General features: G+C 37.2%; 14 protein-coding genes. 1 reads left to right on the forward strand and 13 read right to left on the reverse strand.

The window, feature by feature from the left end; all coding sequences use genetic code 11:
- Positions 1 to 131: 131 nt before the first annotated feature.
- From QA584_RS14755 to modA, 11 genes are all read right to left on the reverse strand, one after another.
- Positions 132 to 1,400 carry a 4Fe-4S dicluster domain-containing protein gene (locus QA584_RS14755; protein ID WP_278269808.1) on the reverse strand — a complete coding sequence of 423 codons (1,269 nt, stop codon included), beginning with the start codon at positions 1,398 to 1,400 and terminating at the stop codon, positions 132 to 134.
- A 398-nt stretch (positions 1,401 to 1,798) separates the two neighbouring features.
- Entirely contained in the window at positions 1,799 to 3,052 is a 1,254-nt protein-coding gene (locus tag QA584_RS14760) for a M16 family metallopeptidase (protein ID WP_278269809.1), read from the reverse strand.
- A 154-nt stretch (positions 3,053 to 3,206) separates the two neighbouring features.
- Complete coding sequence (locus QA584_RS14765) at positions 3,207 to 3,764, reverse strand: GNAT family N-acetyltransferase (RefSeq protein ID WP_278269810.1); 558 nt, start codon at positions 3,762 to 3,764, stop codon at positions 3,207 to 3,209.
- A 15-nt stretch (positions 3,765 to 3,779) separates the two neighbouring features.
- On the reverse strand, positions 3,780 to 4,169 hold the full coding sequence (locus tag QA584_RS14770) for a MerR family transcriptional regulator (protein ID WP_278269811.1): 390 nt from the start codon (positions 4,167 to 4,169) through the stop codon (positions 3,780 to 3,782).
- 451 nt (positions 4,170 to 4,620) lie between these two features.
- Positions 4,621 to 5,826 (reverse strand): winged helix-turn-helix domain-containing protein, encoded by a 1,206-nt coding sequence (locus tag QA584_RS14775; RefSeq protein ID WP_278269812.1) that lies wholly within the window; start codon positions 5,824 to 5,826, stop codon positions 4,621 to 4,623.
- A 105-nt stretch (positions 5,827 to 5,931) separates the two neighbouring features.
- Positions 5,932 to 6,489, reverse strand: a complete 558-nt coding sequence (locus QA584_RS14780; protein WP_278269813.1) for a GNAT family N-acetyltransferase — start codon at positions 6,487 to 6,489, stop codon at positions 5,932 to 5,934.
- Positions 6,490 to 6,656: 167 nt separating this feature from the next.
- Positions 6,657 to 7,574 (reverse strand): helix-turn-helix transcriptional regulator, encoded by a 918-nt coding sequence (locus QA584_RS14785; RefSeq protein ID WP_278269814.1) that lies wholly within the window; start codon positions 7,572 to 7,574, stop codon positions 6,657 to 6,659.
- Positions 7,575 to 7,913: 339 nt separating this feature from the next.
- Positions 7,914 to 8,141 (reverse strand): CsbD family protein, encoded by a 228-nt coding sequence (locus QA584_RS14790; RefSeq protein ID WP_278269815.1) that lies wholly within the window; start codon positions 8,139 to 8,141, stop codon positions 7,914 to 7,916.
- Between the two features lie 116 nt (positions 8,142 to 8,257).
- Positions 8,258 to 9,298 carry a sulfate/molybdate ABC transporter ATP-binding protein gene (locus QA584_RS14795; RefSeq protein WP_278269816.1) on the reverse strand — a complete coding sequence of 347 codons (1,041 nt, stop codon included), beginning with the start codon at positions 9,296 to 9,298 and terminating at the stop codon, positions 8,258 to 8,260.
- The gene (modB, locus tag QA584_RS14800) at positions 9,295 to 9,975 is read right to left on the reverse strand and encodes a molybdate ABC transporter permease subunit (RefSeq protein WP_278269817.1); all 681 of its coding nucleotides are present in this window, start codon (positions 9,973 to 9,975) and stop codon (positions 9,295 to 9,297) included. Before modB ends, QA584_RS14795 begins: the two co-directional genes overlap by 4 nt.
- A gap of 376 nt (positions 9,976 to 10,351) precedes the next feature.
- Entirely contained in the window at positions 10,352 to 11,251 is a 900-nt protein-coding gene (gene modA / locus QA584_RS14805) for a molybdate ABC transporter substrate-binding protein (protein ID WP_278269818.1), read from the reverse strand.
- Between the two features lie 884 nt (positions 11,252 to 12,135).
- On the opposite strand from modA, the gene QA584_RS14810 reads away from it, so the two are divergent.
- Positions 12,136 to 12,672: a GNAT family N-acetyltransferase gene (locus QA584_RS14810; RefSeq protein WP_278269819.1), complete on the forward strand. Its 537-nt coding sequence runs from the start codon at positions 12,136 to 12,138 to the stop codon at positions 12,670 to 12,672.
- 61 nt (positions 12,673 to 12,733) lie between these two features.
- Here the strand turns inward: QA584_RS14810 and QA584_RS14815 are convergent, their stop codons facing one another.
- Positions 12,734 to 13,849, reverse strand: coding sequence for a helix-turn-helix transcriptional regulator (locus QA584_RS14815; RefSeq protein WP_278269820.1), 1,116 nt, complete (start codon positions 13,847 to 13,849; stop codon positions 12,734 to 12,736).
- Positions 13,850 to 14,422: 573 nt separating this feature from the next.
- Positions 14,423 to 16,510 carry a polyribonucleotide nucleotidyltransferase gene (locus QA584_RS14820; protein WP_278269821.1) on the reverse strand — a complete coding sequence of 696 codons (2,088 nt, stop codon included), beginning with the start codon at positions 16,508 to 16,510 and terminating at the stop codon, positions 14,423 to 14,425.
- Between the last annotated feature and the right edge of the window lie 227 nt (positions 16,511 to 16,737).

Raw genomic sequence — 16,737 nt, forward strand, 5'->3', positions numbered from 1 at the left:
CCTATATAGTAAGCAGTATATGAATTACTTGCAAAACCAAATTAAATAACAAATTACAGAATTATTCCATTCAAATTATAAATTACCTCTATCTAAACATTTAAAGGTTATTATTTTACCAAACTACTTGTTTATTTCTTATTCATTGTAATCAATTTTTCCAGATATACCGATTTCATCTGGTCACTGGCCATGGCTTGTTTAATTGGCGGAAGTTTTAGTATCGCTGATAAAACTGCTGCCATTGCACGATGGCTGCCAAAGGCCTGATTATCAAAAATCAGATTCTGCAACTGTCCCTTTTCAATTGCCATCAGGACGGTACGGTGTACGGAATTAACCGGCGTTATAATTTTTTCTTTGCGTCTGTTAAGTATAATACTTTTTTTATGGCAATTCCTTACACAAACACCACAGCCAAGGCAGATTTCTTCATTGACTTTCATTGTCTTAATCCCCTGTTCATCGGTTTGAATCTCTATGGCACCAATTGGACAGGCTTTCACGCACTTACCGCATTTGACACAGGTGCTGTCATTGATTTTAGGTATATAGTTAGTAGTCTGTACCGGATGGAGCATACCAAATTTTTTAGCTGCTATCATTGCTTCACAGCAGCAGCCGCAGCAGTTGCAGATAAAAGTTACATCCTCTCTTACATTTTCCCCGCATTGTACAAGATTGCTTTCATAAGCCTGATGCAGCAGCTCAATTCCTTCCGATGCATCTACTCTTCTGGCATAATTATACTTAATCAGGGAGGCTGCCGCGTTACCAAACGTCATACAGATATCCATCGGTGCATCGCAGGCACGGCCTACATGGTGCATTTTATGGCGGCAGTAACAGGTACTGATACCGATATGAGGTGACGATTTTATAATATGGCTTGCCCGTTCAAAGTCAAGGATCTGAACTTCATTCTCATTGGTTAAGACACCCTCCTGTACAAATACCCTACCAAGTCTGGTCTCCGTACTGAGGAATAATTCTTTCACAAAGTCTTCTTCCACGTTTAAGTACTGATAGAATAGTTCACCAAGTAATTTCTGGTCAATATCGTTTCGTATCCTCATCATGGAAAACTCAAAAAAACCCGCCATAGGAGGCGGAAGCATAAACTGTCTTGTTCCGTTATTATCCATATCTAACAACAGTGCCCTGCCGGCCAGCCGCTCTAATAGCTTCATGGCTTTCACTTCATCAGTCTTCCAGGCTTTAGCCGCAGCTTTTACCGTAAATGGCCTAATCGGGAGTTTTGCAACATAAGCCGCTTCCTTTTCACTAAATAATAAACTCAGTATTTTATAAAGGGTTTTGGAAGGAGGGGCACCCTGAGGAAACTTATTAATCCTTTCCTCCAAACTCTTATAAGCTGATTTTCCAACTATATGGGACATATCATCACCGCCAATTTTTTAATTTTTATATTGCGTTTGCACTTCTAAAGCCAAAAACAGCCAAATTCTGATTGCTGCAGCAATATTGATATATGTATGGCATAAACTCTGTTGAACGGCTATTTTTGTCCGGATTAACATATGTCATCGATTGATAGCCGTTTTATATATTCATTTTACACCAACGAAAAAAGTATACTACATAGTGCTAAATAAATCCAGTCAAATAAAGTAAGCTCTTTTTAAGTTGCAGTTTAGCCTTAAAACTGAGTTATCACAGTAAGCTCAGAAAATAACATAATAAAGGTGTCCCCTCTATAAGATAATAATTATATAGACCCTGGACACCTCTGATTGATTACATTATTCAATTATATTTATCGAAAACTGATTATTGCTTATTTAGATAGTAATTTAAGTTGATCCACATTTTCCAAATTACCCACCAAAGAGATACTGCAGTTTTCTTTTACCAGATATTTTCTCGCAAATGCTATGATTTCTTCCTGGGTTACTTCATTTACTTTATGAATTGTCTCTTCTAACGGTATAATGTAATCCTTTAACAAGATGGATTTACCGTTGCTGTTCATGCGGTTTTTAGCACTTTCATTGCCCATGATTAGTTCTGTTTTGATCTGCTCTTTTGACATGGACAATTCATCGTCTGTCAGTCCTTTGGATTTTAAATCTTCAATAATATCAAAGGCATTCGAAAATACCGGTTCCAGCTGAGTAGGATTCATAGCCCCGTAGATATGAAGTAAGCCCGCTGTTTTGTATGAGCTGCCATATGAATATATGGTATAGGTCAGCCCGAGATTTTCCCTGATTACCTGGAACAACCTGGAATTGATACTGCCGCCCAGTACGGAATTCAAGATAGTCAAAGCGTATTTTTCCTCGGCATCTGCAACAATAGAATTAAAGGCTATATTTAAATGAAGCTGCTCCACATCCTTTTCCTTGGTGTATATCGATGGAAAATATACGGGAACCGTGCAGTCAGACTGTCTTTTTCCTTCCGGAAGTTGTGAAAAGTTAGTTTCTAAAAGTTCCATTACCTTATCTTCATTAAAATTACCGGCAACCGAAATAACAATATTCTCCGACACATAATATTGCGCCATAAAATCAAGTATCTCCTGACGGGTAATTGCCTTGACGGTTTCCTTCTTACCAGAAATCTGATAGCCTAAGGGATGATTGTCCCAGATTTTCATCTGGAGCATTTCATGAACCAGGTCTTCCGGGGAATCGTCATACATATCAATTTCTTCTATGATAACACCTTTTTCTTTCTTTAATGCTTGTTCCTCAATAAGGGAATTATGAAACATATCTCCAAGGATTTCTATGGCATTCCCAAGATGTTCGTCAAGGGTAACCGCATAAAAAGAGGTACATTCCTTGCTGGTATATGCATTAATATCCCCTCCGATTCTTGCCATATCATCTGCGATCTGCTTTGCAGTACGGTTTTTTGTTCCTTTAAAAAGCATGTGTTCAATTATATGTGAAATGCCGTTATTTTTTTCGTTCTCATTGGCGGACCCTGCCTTTACCCATACCCCGAAGGCGGCGCTTCTTAAATAAGGCATTGTTTCTAACACAACTGTTATTCCGTTTGATAACTTTTTACGGTTAATCATGTATTACTTCCTTTCTATTTTTCATATAGCCTAAATTGTAACACTATCGCCTGCAATATACAACCTAAGAATCAAGATATGACATATATTCTATGTAATCTGGAAATAAACAGAAGATTCACCGTAACAATGGAGCTGCCTAAATTCTACCGGATCAGGCATAACTCCAGTCTTTTTTATCAATTCCTAAAAAAATGAGATGATGCGAAATGCCTGACGGATCCGTCCAGAAATTCTCTATTGTCTTATATTCTTTAAACCCAAGCTTTTTGTATAAAGACAGTGCCCTGATATTATCCTGTATAGAATCCAGTTCAATCCGCTCTAACTGAAAATGATTGAATAAATAGTTCATAAAAGCAATCAGGGTTTCTTTCCCTAAACCCTGACCTTGTAAACTCACCTCACATAACTTAATACCCACTCCACACTTCTTTTTCTTTAGATCCAATTCTCCATAAACCACTTCCCCTATGGGTCTTTTACTAAACCGATCTATTACCACATATCTGCGTCTGGACCTATTTGGATCTTGGTCTGTTATTTCATTCTTGAATTCTTCCCATAATTCATGTTCTGTTATACCCATGCCCTGCTTAAAACCCATAACCGACATTAAATTCCCGTCATTCCACCAGTTCACAAACTGTGTCGTGTCACTAAGTTCAATATCCCTGATTGCAATTCGTTCCGACTCCGTAATTATTCCCATATTCAATCCTCGCTGTTATTCGAAAAGTCTATACGCTTTTTGAAGTTTAACCTGTAATGTATCGATCAGCTTTCTGGATTCTTTTATTTCCTTCTCTTTTTGGAGGAGTTCCTGATTTATTCTGCCAAGAATACGAATACATTCCCCAAGATTTTTTAAATTACCTTCATTTAATTCTTCGGGTCCGATAATACTTGAATCAGCTTCTAAAAAGACGCCAATTTCCTGGAGGGAAAGATTCATAGCTTTTAATTTTTTAATCATATCAGCAATATCCTCCTCCTTTTTTGTATATTCCTTACGGTTGTTACCCTGCCGGACAGGTGCAAGCAAACCAAGCTTTTCATAATAGCGTATCGTATCTATCCCAAAACCTGTTCTTTTTGAAAATTCACCAATTCTCATATTTTGCCTATCTCCCAACTGATACATTAGTGGTCATTACGAAATTATTATAATTTACGGAGTCAACTCCATGTCAAGGGCATTTCAGGTTATCTTTTCAGGTTATCTTTCAGGTTATCTTTGTAATTTGTAATTTGTTATCTTTGCAATTTTTATTTGTATTTTTTTATTTTACTATTTTTATTTACCTGTTTATTTACTTTTTTTATTTTCTTATATTTGATTTGTGTGTCAAAAGGTTAATTTTGTGTTTTGAATGAATACGAAGGTATTCATAAAATACAAGTTAAGAAGCCTTTTGACACAGATTATATTTTATTTTTGTTTTTTACATATTATTTAAGAGTAACATCATAGCATTTTATTCCCGAGTTTCATTTTAAATATAGTTTTATTTTAAAATATAGTTTTATTTTAGAATAGAGTTTCATTATAAAATAGTATTTCATTTTTAAGTTTCATTCCAGAAAAATAATGAACTGCTATATTCAATTTGCTCACAATCATTAAATTTAGCAAATCGATTTATGGTCTTCCTAAGGCTATCCGATAATTTTTTCGTTTGTTTCATATCTGGCTCCAGCCATATATTTTTTATTTGGAGGCATCTTATCTTTCGGTTATTGATTATTTCGATTCTGCCGATGAACCTATCACCTGAAAGTATCGGCAGCACATAATAACCGAATCTGCGCTCTGACTCCGGTGTATATATTTCCCATTTGTAGTCAAAATTAAAAAGTGCCTTTATCAGTTTACGGTCCCAAATCATATTATCGAGAGGTGCAAGGAATTCAGTTCTTGGCTTTAACACTGGCTCCTTTAGGATTTCTTCTATAAGATCCCTATCAGCTTCCAGACAATACAGTTTTTCCTTCATATTTTCAACGGAAACTTCTATAATTTTATTCTCCTTAAGGAGTTTGAGAAAAATCTTATTTCTGTCTTGCGCCTTCATATTTCGGATAAATAGCCAGGCATCGGAGGGCTTATTCCAGAGAAGCCCTGCGGCAGAGATCCTGCGCAATATATTCCATTCTAAATAATCCTCGTCTTTTGGGTTTGGATCCTCTGCCTGCAAATCCTCTTCTGGTATAAAATCCTCCGACAGACAGTAGTATTTTATGGTGCCTTTTTTGTGGTGAATGATTAGTTCTCCCATAAAGTACATAGTTTCCAGGGCAACTCTTGAAAGACTGGTATCATTGCCCCAATACCAGTTAAGCTTCTGTCCAAAATCAATATCCTTTGAGCATACCGATCCCTTTTCCCTGATAAGTTCCTTGATTTGCTCAGATACTGCTTCTACTTGTTGGAGATTTAAACTATGGATTTTAAAATAATCCCTGATTCGTTTAAAATACTTCCAATCCCCAGTCCTGATGATGGCAAGATTTTTATCATAATAATCCAGTAAAGCCCGGTCTTTATATAAAAGGTCATAAAGCATCTGTTTTCTGAAGCCTTTTATCCTTGCCTGCAAAACCAGTTCCGCATTTTTCCCGCAGATGTCTATGGGATCATACTGAACACAGCCCGCCTGGTTTATAAACTGCTTTATTCCTTCCTTGCCTGCAAATTTATGTCCGCCAATCAGACCTTGTTTTAACAATATAAATCTTCTGGCCTGGCGGTTTGTCAGATTGTACTGCTGCATGAATACTCCTCTCTGCCCAGGCGGGCAGCTGTTTATGTTTGTTTTGTCTTAATAACTTACGGATTACTTCCCCATATACTCCTCACAGTTAAACCCTCAATACTCTTACCGTATGTAATAATCTCCAAAAGGTACAATTGTCCCCTCTGCTACTTTTTGATAACCACAATTAAGCAGCGCCTGCATACGTGCAGTGGCTTCCGGAACTGCTTTTGTAAAGACCTGCTCGACCTGAAATAAATCATATAGATTATCCTCAACAGCTTTTAATACTTCCGTTATTACACCCTCTTTTTCGTAGGAAGAAGCCAGGTCAATCCGCAGTACTGCTAATTTGCCGTAACCTTCGGTTTTTTTATTCCAGGGACAGAATTCTATGGTACCTATCGCTTTATTACTATCTTTTGCAAGTATACTAAACCTTACATAAACCTTATCCTGGTATTCCTGCTCCCAAATCTGCATATATGCTTTCATATCCTTAAGAGTCTGAAAATAAAAGTCAGTATGGCAGTTATCTGAATTAAAAAACCGTACTGCCTCCTTATCCGAGTAACATTCGAATAAATCACAGGCATCTTCCAGGCTTGTCTGCCTGAAGATATAATTTTCCGTCCGAAAAGACGGGCAGTGTTCAAAGGGATTCATTGTTTTGTTTATCATCGTTTATCCTCCATAAAATAAAGTATATTACAGCGACAGAATGCATTCATTTCTCTGTTATAACTTAATTCTAACAAAGGATATACGACACCAGTATGTCAGATATCTTTTTTCATGGGATATTTTAAGAAAACTTTCATCTATAGTATTATAAGCAGCTTGAAACCTTACTCATACAATTTGTAAATATCGTGAGCCATTTTTTTTACTTTCCTCCGTAGGGATTCCGGTTCTAATACCTCCACTTTATCACCAAAACCCACAAGCAGGGAATACCAAAGTCTTTCCTTCGCTATTTCCTTAAGACGGAGTATAAAATACCCATCATTTTCGGAAATAACCTCACCTTTTAGATACTCCTCTACCGGAACTTTAACGGAAACATCACATTTTACTAAAATCGTAATATAGTCCTGATTATCAGATGCTTCCAGGCGCTCCATGATGAGCTTGGCCGGTTCATGTTCAGTTAAAAACGGCAAATCCGTTAGCGTCAGATTTCTCATCCTTATTACTTTATACCAGCGGTAAGCATTAACCGTGGGGCAATACCCGAGTAAATACCAGGCATACCAGCGGTATTTAAGTGCAATCGGCTCCACTGCTTTATCCGACGTCTCATGAGAGGCATTGGTATAGGCAAATTGTACGACCTTCCTTTCGATAATTGACTTTTCCAATAGTTCCAGATATTGATCCAGACTAATTCCTTCATGCATAACAGAAAAATCCAAAAATATATTCTGTTCCATCTTTTTATCAGCTGCAGTATGCATTATTTTTTCAAAGGTATCCTTGATTCCTTTGTTATGTAGACCGGATTTCAGCCCCTCCAGGGCGGTAAGAATATAACTGTAGTCCTCACCATCCATAAGCTGGCTGTTTAATTTAAAATTCTCCATAATCTTATAACCACCGCCGGAGCCATAGAGAGAGGTTATGGGAATTCCTGCGAGACTCAGGGTTTCTATGTCCCGTAATATAGTCCTTACAGAAACCTCAAATTCCTCTGCCAACACTCTTGCACTCGCTGCTTTATGGTTTAATAAATATATGGTTATTCCCAGTAACCGGTCAATTTTCATGGTATAATGGCACCTCTTCTTCTACCTGATTTCATTACTTTTAATAGTAATATAAAACCCGATTTACCACAACCCCTAAATACATGGATTTGCAGCGAAACAAAAGTGGGGCTGTCGCAAATCAAAACTCAATTTCCTGTGAAGAATAGGGATTATATTTTACAAATATTTTATGGAAAGTATGCACGAATGGCTGCAAGAAAGAGAATGCAGCCGCATATCCACGCGAACTTGGAACGAAATATTTGTAAAACATAATCCCTATTCTATGCCCAGGATGACATACTTTAAATTGCAACAGCCCCCTAGTCTAAAATCCTAAACTGACGATAAAAGATATTACCGCTTATTTTTTTTATCTTCAACTACCACCTTTGCATTATCAATTAAATCATTCGCTTTATCAAAAACCTTGTCTTTCATGTCTTCTGTTTTATCACCAATAGCGGCTTTTATTCCCTGCACTTTACCATGAAACTCCAGCTGATTGTTATCCGTCCATTTTCCTGCGGTTTCTTTTATTTTTCCAACTGCTTTATCCTTACTATTTTCCCATTTATCAAGCACTTTTTAACCTCCATAAATATGTCGTTTTTTATATACTTAATATTTGCAGAAATTAAAAAACTATGCAAAAAAACCGTCTGATAATAGTTAAAACTAATATCAAACGATTTTAAAGCTTACTCCAATAGCATTAGAGATTCTCTCGGCAATCTAATATAGTCCGGCATTTTTTCCGATAAGGTGTTCCTCCAATATGCCTTGCTTATCTTCCACCAAAGTTCATTTGATGCGCATTCTAATATTATGTTCCGTTCAAAGGGGCTGTCAACGATTCGCAGCGGCTTACAAGGTATTGCATTCTCATCCGTTAAACAATCTGTGACCCGGATATCATGGGCCCGGATGCCCACATAGTTAATTCGGTCTGTAATTTTATCTGCCGTCTGTAAGACAATTCCCCAGTCCACAGCTTCTAACTCATATTCCGATATCTTTTTCGCTTTTGAAATATTTTTACAGCCGGTTAATCTAGCAGCCGCCAGTTTAATGGGTTTCTGGAAGATATCTGAGGTTTTTCCGGACAACACCAGAGTACCGGAATCAATAATTGCTATATTTTCGCACAAACTATAGATTTCGTCTCTGTTATGGGAAACAATCAGGGTATCCCCGGAATAATCCTTTAATACCGCTAATAACTCCTGCTGTAAATTTTCCTTCAAATATGCATCCAGTGCTGAAAAAGGTTCATCAAGCATCAGCACATCCGGCTCATAAGCAAGAATTCTGGCCAGGGCTACTCTTTGCTGCTGTCCTCCCGATAACTGCATGGGATATCGCCGTTCCAAGCCTTGTAAATGGAGCAGCTCGACCATTTGGGCGATTCTAGGCTGCTTCTCTTTTGTGGAACCTTTTAAACCACACCCAATATTTTCTTCCACGGTCATATTAGGAAATAAGGCATAATTCTGAAACAGATATCCAACCTTTCTCTTTTGGGGAGTGAGATCAATTTTCTTTTTTGAATCAAACAGTATTTTATCATTTAGAATTATACAGCCCTCATCGGGTTTTTCTATACCGGCAATACACTTTAAAGTCATACTCTTACCACAGCCGGAAGCCCCCAATAGACCCATTCTTTCAGAGTCCGTACTAAATTTTACTCGGAGGGAAAACCCTTTGAACTTTTTCGTAATGTCAACGAATAGACTCATTTCTTTCCCTCCTTTATTCCGAATTTTCTTTTTCGGTTAGGCAGATAATTCATGAAAAAAATCACAATAAAGGATATGATAACAATCAAGGCAACCCAAATTACCGCCCTGTCCATTCTGCTGCCCTGAACTGCCATATAGATGGCAACAGGCATTGTCTGTGTAACTTTAGGAATATTACCTGCAATCATAAGAGTTGCCCCAAACTCGCCCAGTGCCCTGGCAAATGCCAATATACCTCCGGATATAACTCCCGGAAGTGCTAACGGCATAGTTATCTTCCAGAAGATTCTAATATCAGACATTCCCAAAGTTCTTGCTGCAAATATTAAATTCATATCGACTTGTTCAAAAGCAGCCTTTGCAGAACGGTACATTAGAGGAAAAGCAATCACAACGGCTGCTATTACAGTGGCTGACCATTTAAATACAATCTGGATTCCGACCCTTGATAAAAGCTGTCCCAAGGGTCCATGCTTTCCAAACAGTACAAGCAGGAAAAAACCTGCAACCGTAGGTGGCAGTACAAGAGGAAGGGTAAATAAACCGTCTAAAAACCACACCAACCTGCCTTTTAATTTCATTACTTTCTGTGCAGCAAATACTCCCAGAAAAAATGTAATTATAGTTGCCGCAATAGCAGTTTTCATAGATATTAGTAAAGGTGACCAGTCCATTTAGTTTCTCCTTCCGATGACATTTATCCTCTTTTTCCGTTCATGTCAGATTTTATCCAGATTATCATAGTTATCACTTATAAGCAAGTTAAGCTTTAATATTTATTTTATATCTAACTAATAATTGCTATTTAAGATTTTGGGTTTAATTTTTAGAATCAATTATTTTAGTTCTTTTTTTAGGTTTAATTATATTTTTAGGTTTAGTTCTAGTTTTAGGCTAATTCTAGTTTTAGATTTAGTTCTAGTTTTAGGCTAATTCTAGTTTTAGATTTAGTTCTAGTTTTAGGCTAATTCTAGTTTTAGACTTAGTTCTAGTTTTAGGTTTAGGTTTTAGGATTAGCTTTAGGCTTTAGATTCATTTTTTGATCCAAAATTATTTGTTTGGTGAAAACCCATACTTTTCGAAGATACCCAGTGCTTCATCCGAAGCCAGATAGTCAACAAAAGCTTTTGCTGCATCTGGGACTTTTGAATCTTTTACAACCGCTGCCGGATAGATAACCTTGGAAGTACTTCCCTCTGGCGCTTCTGCTGCAACCGTTACATCTTTACTGGACATTGCATCGGTAGCGTACACAACTCCGGCATCCGCATTACCGGTACTGACCCAGGTAAGTACCTCGGTAACATCCTTACCATAATTAGCCTGTTTCTTAACGTCCTCTAACATGTTGAGGGAGGAAAATATTTCTTCCGCATATTGTCCTACCGGCACGCTTTCCGGGTCACCAAGGGCTATGGTAGGGGCTTTTAGTATATCCTTAAAACTTGCAATTCCAAGCTTACTATCTTTAGGAACGATTAGTACAACTTTATTCTCCAGTAATTCCTTTTTGCTGCCCTCCAGAATAAGTCCTTTGTCCTCTAGTGCCGTCATCTGCTTTAATGCCGCTGACATAAATACATCTACTGGTGCACCCTGCTCTATTTGTTCCTGCAATGTCCCAGAACTTCCAAAGGTAAAAGTAACGGTTACATTTGGATATTCCGACTGGTATAATTTACCCAGTTCTTCCATTGAATTTTGCAGACTTGCTGCTGCAGCCACTAAGATTTCAACCGGTTGTGCAGCTTCTTCTGTTGCTGTATCCGGTGTCTGTGTTACTTCTTCTGTCTGTGCAGTGTCACTGCTATCATTAGCGTCCGTAACTGCCTCCGAAGAGTTTCCTGCCGCACTGGTGTCCGTCTTATTGGTATCTTTGTTGCTGCATCCAGTCATCAGTACAACTGCCAGGCAAATTGCCAGTAATAAAATTTGTTTCAACTTTTTCATAATAAAGCTCCTTTCATATCCATGGTTTTCATAAAGGATTGTAAACGTGACTATGTTGAAAATGTTCCACGCCCGACTCAAAACCGCTTTAATCAGCATCCAAACTGAAAAATCAAACGTTAAGAACTCGTTATCCTTATGAAATTATTTTTATACAAATGTAATTGAAAACCACCACTTTCTATGCGGGTTAAAATTACATAATTGCCTGAATAATACCTTTTTCGTTGTTTTTTATTTTACAGGATGGTTCAGAGAACTTTCTGTAAAATAAAAAATGTCCAAGACTTTATTGTCTTAGACATCTTTGTCATACATACTTGATTTATCGTTTTAAAGGTAAGCTGAATTTATGAAATTATGATTACTTTTAAATTTTAAAAATTCATTTATATCGTGTTTTGTTCATTATTGTTCGGTTTATTTAAGTTTCGTTCATTTATTGTTTTGTATTTTACACGCTTCATTCTAGAAAGTCAATAATTATTTAATAATTTTTTGTTTATTTATTTAATAATTTTTTGTTTACTTAATAATTATTTGTTTATTTTATAATTTTTTGTTTCTGTTTAAATTTCTGTTCAAATTTTATATATTGGATGGAGTATAAACTACTAAGGTTAATAAATTCCTCTCCAATCCAGTATTCTGAAAATTCTGAATATATTTCTTTACAAACTTATGTATAACGTGTTAAACTACTGGCATTATTTACTATTTATTCACATTTCGCGGTTAATAAACTTAAAGTACTTTTAAATCTTCACGGAATTGACTTTGGAACTTTAAATTATTTATAGCAAAAAATTATGCCACTGATTATTAGGGCAATGATAGATATAGCCCTTTTGAGTATGTACTGCAAAAGCACAGTTAGGAGTTATATGAACATTCAAGATACCTGGAATACAAAAAGATTGTTGGTAAGGAAAGCTGTTTCAGAGGATATCACAGCGTTAGAAAAAGTTTGTGCGTCCTGGGATAATAAGCTTTTGTTGGAGGGAGAGGATTTTCCCGAAAACTACATAAAAGATTGTATTACAAAAGGAGACTTACCACCTGTTAGCAATGCAGATTTGTCTAATTATGCGTTTAAGGTATTACAAGAAACCGATGGTAGGATTATCGGCTTTTTTGACGTATATCATGGGTACCCGGATGATAAAACCGCATGGATCAGCACTTTTTTAATCGATAAGGAAACACGGGGTAAATCTTATGGTAAAGAAGTTGTGGAATCCATTTTTGAACAATGTAAGACGGCAGGCTGGAAATCAATTGGACTGGGTGTACACCTAAAAAATTGGCTAGGTGTCCGGTTTTGGACTAAAAATGGTTTTAATAGCATTACTGGAATATATGGGAATAAAGAGTATAGCGAATCTGCCTTTTCTATTATGGTACTCAAAAAGGAATTGTAGTAGTAGAAAAAAATCCATGAAACACATTTGCATTGCTTAAATTGTGTTTCATGGATTTTATTTAATCTAGTACCATTCCAATATCCCTCGTATCGTAACCGGATAACCGTTCCAATTCTTCTTTAAATTCTTTGGAGTTAATAATCTGCATTAAGCTTTGATACCAAGTAAATTTCATAGATTCCTGTTTCACCACCAAATCATAGCTCTCCTGTTGAATCGGAATAAATTCTATACCCTTTAATTCTCTGCTGATTCTTTCATTGCCGATGGCCACATCTGCTCCACCCCTGGCAACTGCCCCTCCACAGGCAAGATGGGAATTCACTTCCTTTTCATAACCCTTAACTTTCTCTGGTTCAATTCCTGCCTTCATTAAATACTGATCTAATAAAATACGGGTTCCGCTTCCCTTCTCACGATTTATCAGGGTAACATCCTCTCTGGTTAAATCCAGAAATCCCTTAATCTGTTTCGGATTGCCTTCCTTTACAAAAAAGCCCTGCATTCTGCTTACCAGATGTATCCTGCGGTAAGCGATACCTGGTAACATTCTTTTTACGAATTCTTTATTATATTCCCCTGTCTCACCATCCCACAAATGAGCGGTAGCAACATCAACTTTTCCCTGATACAATGCATACAAGCCATTATAACTGCCAAGATAGGATCGGTATATCGGTAAATCCGGTAACTGACCAGCAAGATAATTGCATAGTATTTCCAACAAAATATCCTGACCGCAGATTATCAGACCCCTGTTCATACCGGATTCCATTGCTGGCCCTTCTTTCATCTCCTGGTTGATTATATTACCCATGGGGGGGTGATTGTTATTTCTTTCCACATGGATTAAATTTTTATTTATTTCTTTATTTATTTCTTTATTTATAGTCTGATTCCTTGTCTGATTTCTGTCAATCTCATCTGTCTCCAAGGCTTCAGCCAAATTATAAGGTGACGCTTCTTCTACAGCATTTAGATTGGCAGTTTCTTCTGGCTGCATATCATTGTCTGCAGAATTAATATACTCTTCCAGCTCATCTCTGCGGATTCTGAATTGCTTGCCAATTTTTCTGCATTTTAAGTCCCCACGTTTTATGAGTTCATAAACGGTACTTTTTTTAATTTTTAATAAGTCGGCAACTTCCTGCGGTGTATATAATTCTTCGTTCAATGTAAGCTCCTTTTTTGTAAGCCGGAGTGGATTACTATCATATTCTCCAGATTTTCATGGGACATTTGCAGCTGCCGGGACAGCCGTACCGCCAATAAGAAAGGCTTAATCAGCATGCAGTCTTTACTATTATGAAAAACAGCCGTAATTTAATCATTTTTTACAAATTATAATTGCAGAAGAATATTTTGTCAACAGATATGAATCTATTTCCTTACTGATATTCGCTTATTTTCTTACTTATAATGAGACTCTTACCCCATTGTTTGCATACTAACCCATAATATCAGCATTAAGAAGTATACAAAAGTCCACAGTGAATTTTTATTATTCAATTAAAACAAAGTTTCAGTAAACTAATACTTTCGCACCCGAGTGGTTTGCGCAGCAATAACATCCTCTCCGCGAGGTGCGCATCCATAGCGGAGCGTATTTTTATATAATAGGACTCACTTTATTATTGCATAAAAAATACTCCGGCAACAACCTCATCGCTGCCGGAGTATACTTCTATTTATTCATTTATTGAAAATTAACACAATAGCTCAGATCAAACGTACTTGCAAAGGGTTATTATTTAACATCCTTTATGCTAAAGCTGATTCTTCCCATCTTATCTTTGCCGAGGCAGACAACTTTAACCATATCGCCTAAAGAAAGGACATCTTCAACCTTGTCAATTCTTTCCTTGGAAATTTTAGATATATGGACCATACCTTCTTTACCAGGAGCAAATTCAAGGAAGGCACCAAACTCTTTAATACTTACTACTTTACCTTCAAAAATCTGACCTTCTTCAAAATCAGTAACGATGGTCTGAATAATCTTAATTGCTTTTTGAATGCTTTGCGCATCAATACCGCATACAGATACGGAGCCGTCATCGGTAATATCAATCTTTACTCCGGTCTGGTCGATAATAGCATTAATAGTCTTGCCTCTTTGACCAACTACATCACCAATCTTGGTAGGATCAATCTTGATCTGCACAATCTTCGGTGAATAAGGTCCAACTTCGGGTCGTGGTTTATCAATGCAAGGAGCCATAATATCATCTAAGATATAAGTTCTGGCTTCTTTGGTTCTATAGATCGCTTTTTCTATGATTTCTCTGGTTAATCCATGGATTTTAATGTCCATCTGGATTGCAGTAATACCTTTATGGGTACCAGCAACCTTAAAGTCCATATCTCCAAAGAAATCTTCCAGACCCTGGATATCGGTCAGGATAATATAATCATCATCGGACTCCCCTGTTACAAGACCAACGGAAATACCGGCAACCATGCTCTTAATGGGTACGCCTGCCGCCATTAAAGATAAGGTAGAGGCACAGATACTACCCTGGGAAGTAGAACCATTGGATTCTAAAACTTCGGATACCGTACGGATTGCATAAGGGAATTCTTCTTCCGTAGGAAGTACCGGAACTAATGCTCTCTCCGCTAATGCGCCATGACCAATCTCACGTCTTCCCGGTCCTCTGGAGGGTTTGGTTTCTCCAACGGAATAAGAAGGGAAATTATAGTGGTGCATATATCTCTTAGAGGTTTCATTCTCGTCAATACCGTCTAATTTCTGAATTTCAGCTAAAGCACCTAAGGTTGTTATGGTAAGAACCTGAGTCTGTCCGCGGGTAAACATTGCGGAACCATGTGTTCTTGGAAGCATATCAACTTCGGCTGCCAGATGCCTGATTTGGGTAATATCTCTTCCGTCAGGACGTTTTTTATCTTTTAAAATCATCTTACGAACTGTCTTCTTCTGGAATTTATAAACTGCTTCATCAATAAGAGACAGCCATTCCGGGTTTGATTCTTCGTATCTTGCAGCCAGTTTATCTTTGATTGCTCTGATATTTTCTTCCCTTACCTGCTTAACATCGGTAAATACGGCTTCTTCCATAGCTTCCGGTGTAATAAAGGAAACCATATCCTGCCATAAATCATCCGGAGTATCACATTTTACATAATCATGTTTCGGTTTACCGCATTCCGCTACAATCGTTTCAATGAATGCAATGATTTTCTGGTTTAATTCATGAGCGGCAAAGATTGCTTCGATCATTTTATCTTCCGGAAGCTCATCCGCTCCGGCTTCAATCATAATAACCTTTTCTTTGGTAGAAGCAACGGTTAAGGATAACGTTGACTTTTCTCTTTGTGCACTGGTGGGGTTAAATACGAATTCTCCGTCAACCATACCAACCATAGTAGAAGAAGTCGGACCATCAAAAGGAATATCGGATATTGCCGTAGCAATAGCAGAACCTAACATTGCCGTTAATTCAGGACTACAGTCCTGATCCACACACATAACCAGATTATTGAGGGTAACATCATTCCTGTAATCTTTGGGAAATAATGGTCTCATTGGTCTGTCAATTACACGGGAAGTAAGAATTGCATTCTCTGATGCCTTACCTTCTCTTTTAATGAAGCCTCCCGGTATTTTACCAACTGCATATAATTTTTCTTCATATTCAACACTTAAGGGGAAGAAATCAATACCCTCTCTTGGTTTATCGGATGCTGTTGCAGTTGATAATACTACGGTATCACCATAGTGCATAAAGGCAGCACCATTGGCCTGTGCCGCAACTCTGCCTACATCAACAGTCAGAGTTCTTCCGGCAAGTTCCATGGAAAAACTTTTGTACATATTTTGCTCTCCTTTGAAAGAATAATTTTGCTGGAGATGCCGAAACTACTGAAAAATTCACCGAATTAAAAACTATATAAGACAATAATTTTTTTATACCTATTCCGATAACCTTTTCAGAAGTCTCGGGAGATATCTCCAACATACACTTTTTGCAGGAAAAATGCTCCTGCAATAATATATTATAGCACTAAAGCGTTTAAATTACTACTAAATTTTTCAATTTT

Source organism: Anaerocolumna sp. AGMB13025, from assembly GCF_029689925.1.
GTDB lineage: Bacteria > Bacillota > Clostridia > Lachnospirales > Lachnospiraceae > Anaerocolumna.

What these genes read in the sequence shown, in the direction of transcription:
- QA584_RS14755 (WP_278269808.1), bottom strand. Translation starts at nt 1,400, where the DNA reads ATGTCCCATATAGTTGGAAAATCAGCTTATAAGAGTTTGGAGGAAAGG.
- QA584_RS14760 (WP_278269809.1), bottom strand. Translation starts at nt 3,052, where the DNA reads ATGATTAACCGTAAAAAGTTATCAAACGGAATAACAGTTGTGTTAGAA.
- QA584_RS14765 (WP_278269810.1), bottom strand. Translation starts at nt 3,764, where the DNA reads ATGGGAATAATTACGGAGTCGGAACGAATTGCAATCAGGGATATTGAA.
- QA584_RS14770 (WP_278269811.1), bottom strand. Translation starts at nt 4,169, where the DNA reads ATGAGAATTGGTGAATTTTCAAAAAGAACAGGTTTTGGGATAGATACG.
- QA584_RS14775 (WP_278269812.1), bottom strand. Translation starts at nt 5,826, where the DNA reads ATGCAGCAGTACAATCTGACAAACCGCCAGGCCAGAAGATTTATATTG.
- QA584_RS14780 (WP_278269813.1), bottom strand. Translation starts at nt 6,489, where the DNA reads ATGATAAACAAAACAATGAATCCCTTTGAACACTGCCCGTCTTTTCGG.
- QA584_RS14785 (WP_278269814.1), bottom strand. Translation starts at nt 7,574, where the DNA reads ATGAAAATTGACCGGTTACTGGGAATAACCATATATTTATTAAACCAT.
- QA584_RS14795 (WP_278269816.1), bottom strand. Translation starts at nt 9,298, where the DNA reads ATGAGTCTATTCGTTGACATTACGAAAAAGTTCAAAGGGTTTTCCCTC.
- modB (WP_278269817.1), bottom strand. Translation starts at nt 9,975, where the DNA reads ATGGACTGGTCACCTTTACTAATATCTATGAAAACTGCTATTGCGGCA.
- modA (WP_278269818.1), bottom strand. Translation starts at nt 11,251, where the DNA reads ATGAAAAAGTTGAAACAAATTTTATTACTGGCAATTTGCCTGGCAGTT.
- QA584_RS14810 (WP_278269819.1), top strand. Translation starts at nt 12,136, where the DNA reads ATGAACATTCAAGATACCTGGAATACAAAAAGATTGTTGGTAAGGAAA.
- QA584_RS14820 (WP_278269821.1), bottom strand. Translation starts at nt 16,510, where the DNA reads ATGTACAAAAGTTTTTCCATGGAACTTGCCGGAAGAACTCTGACTGTT.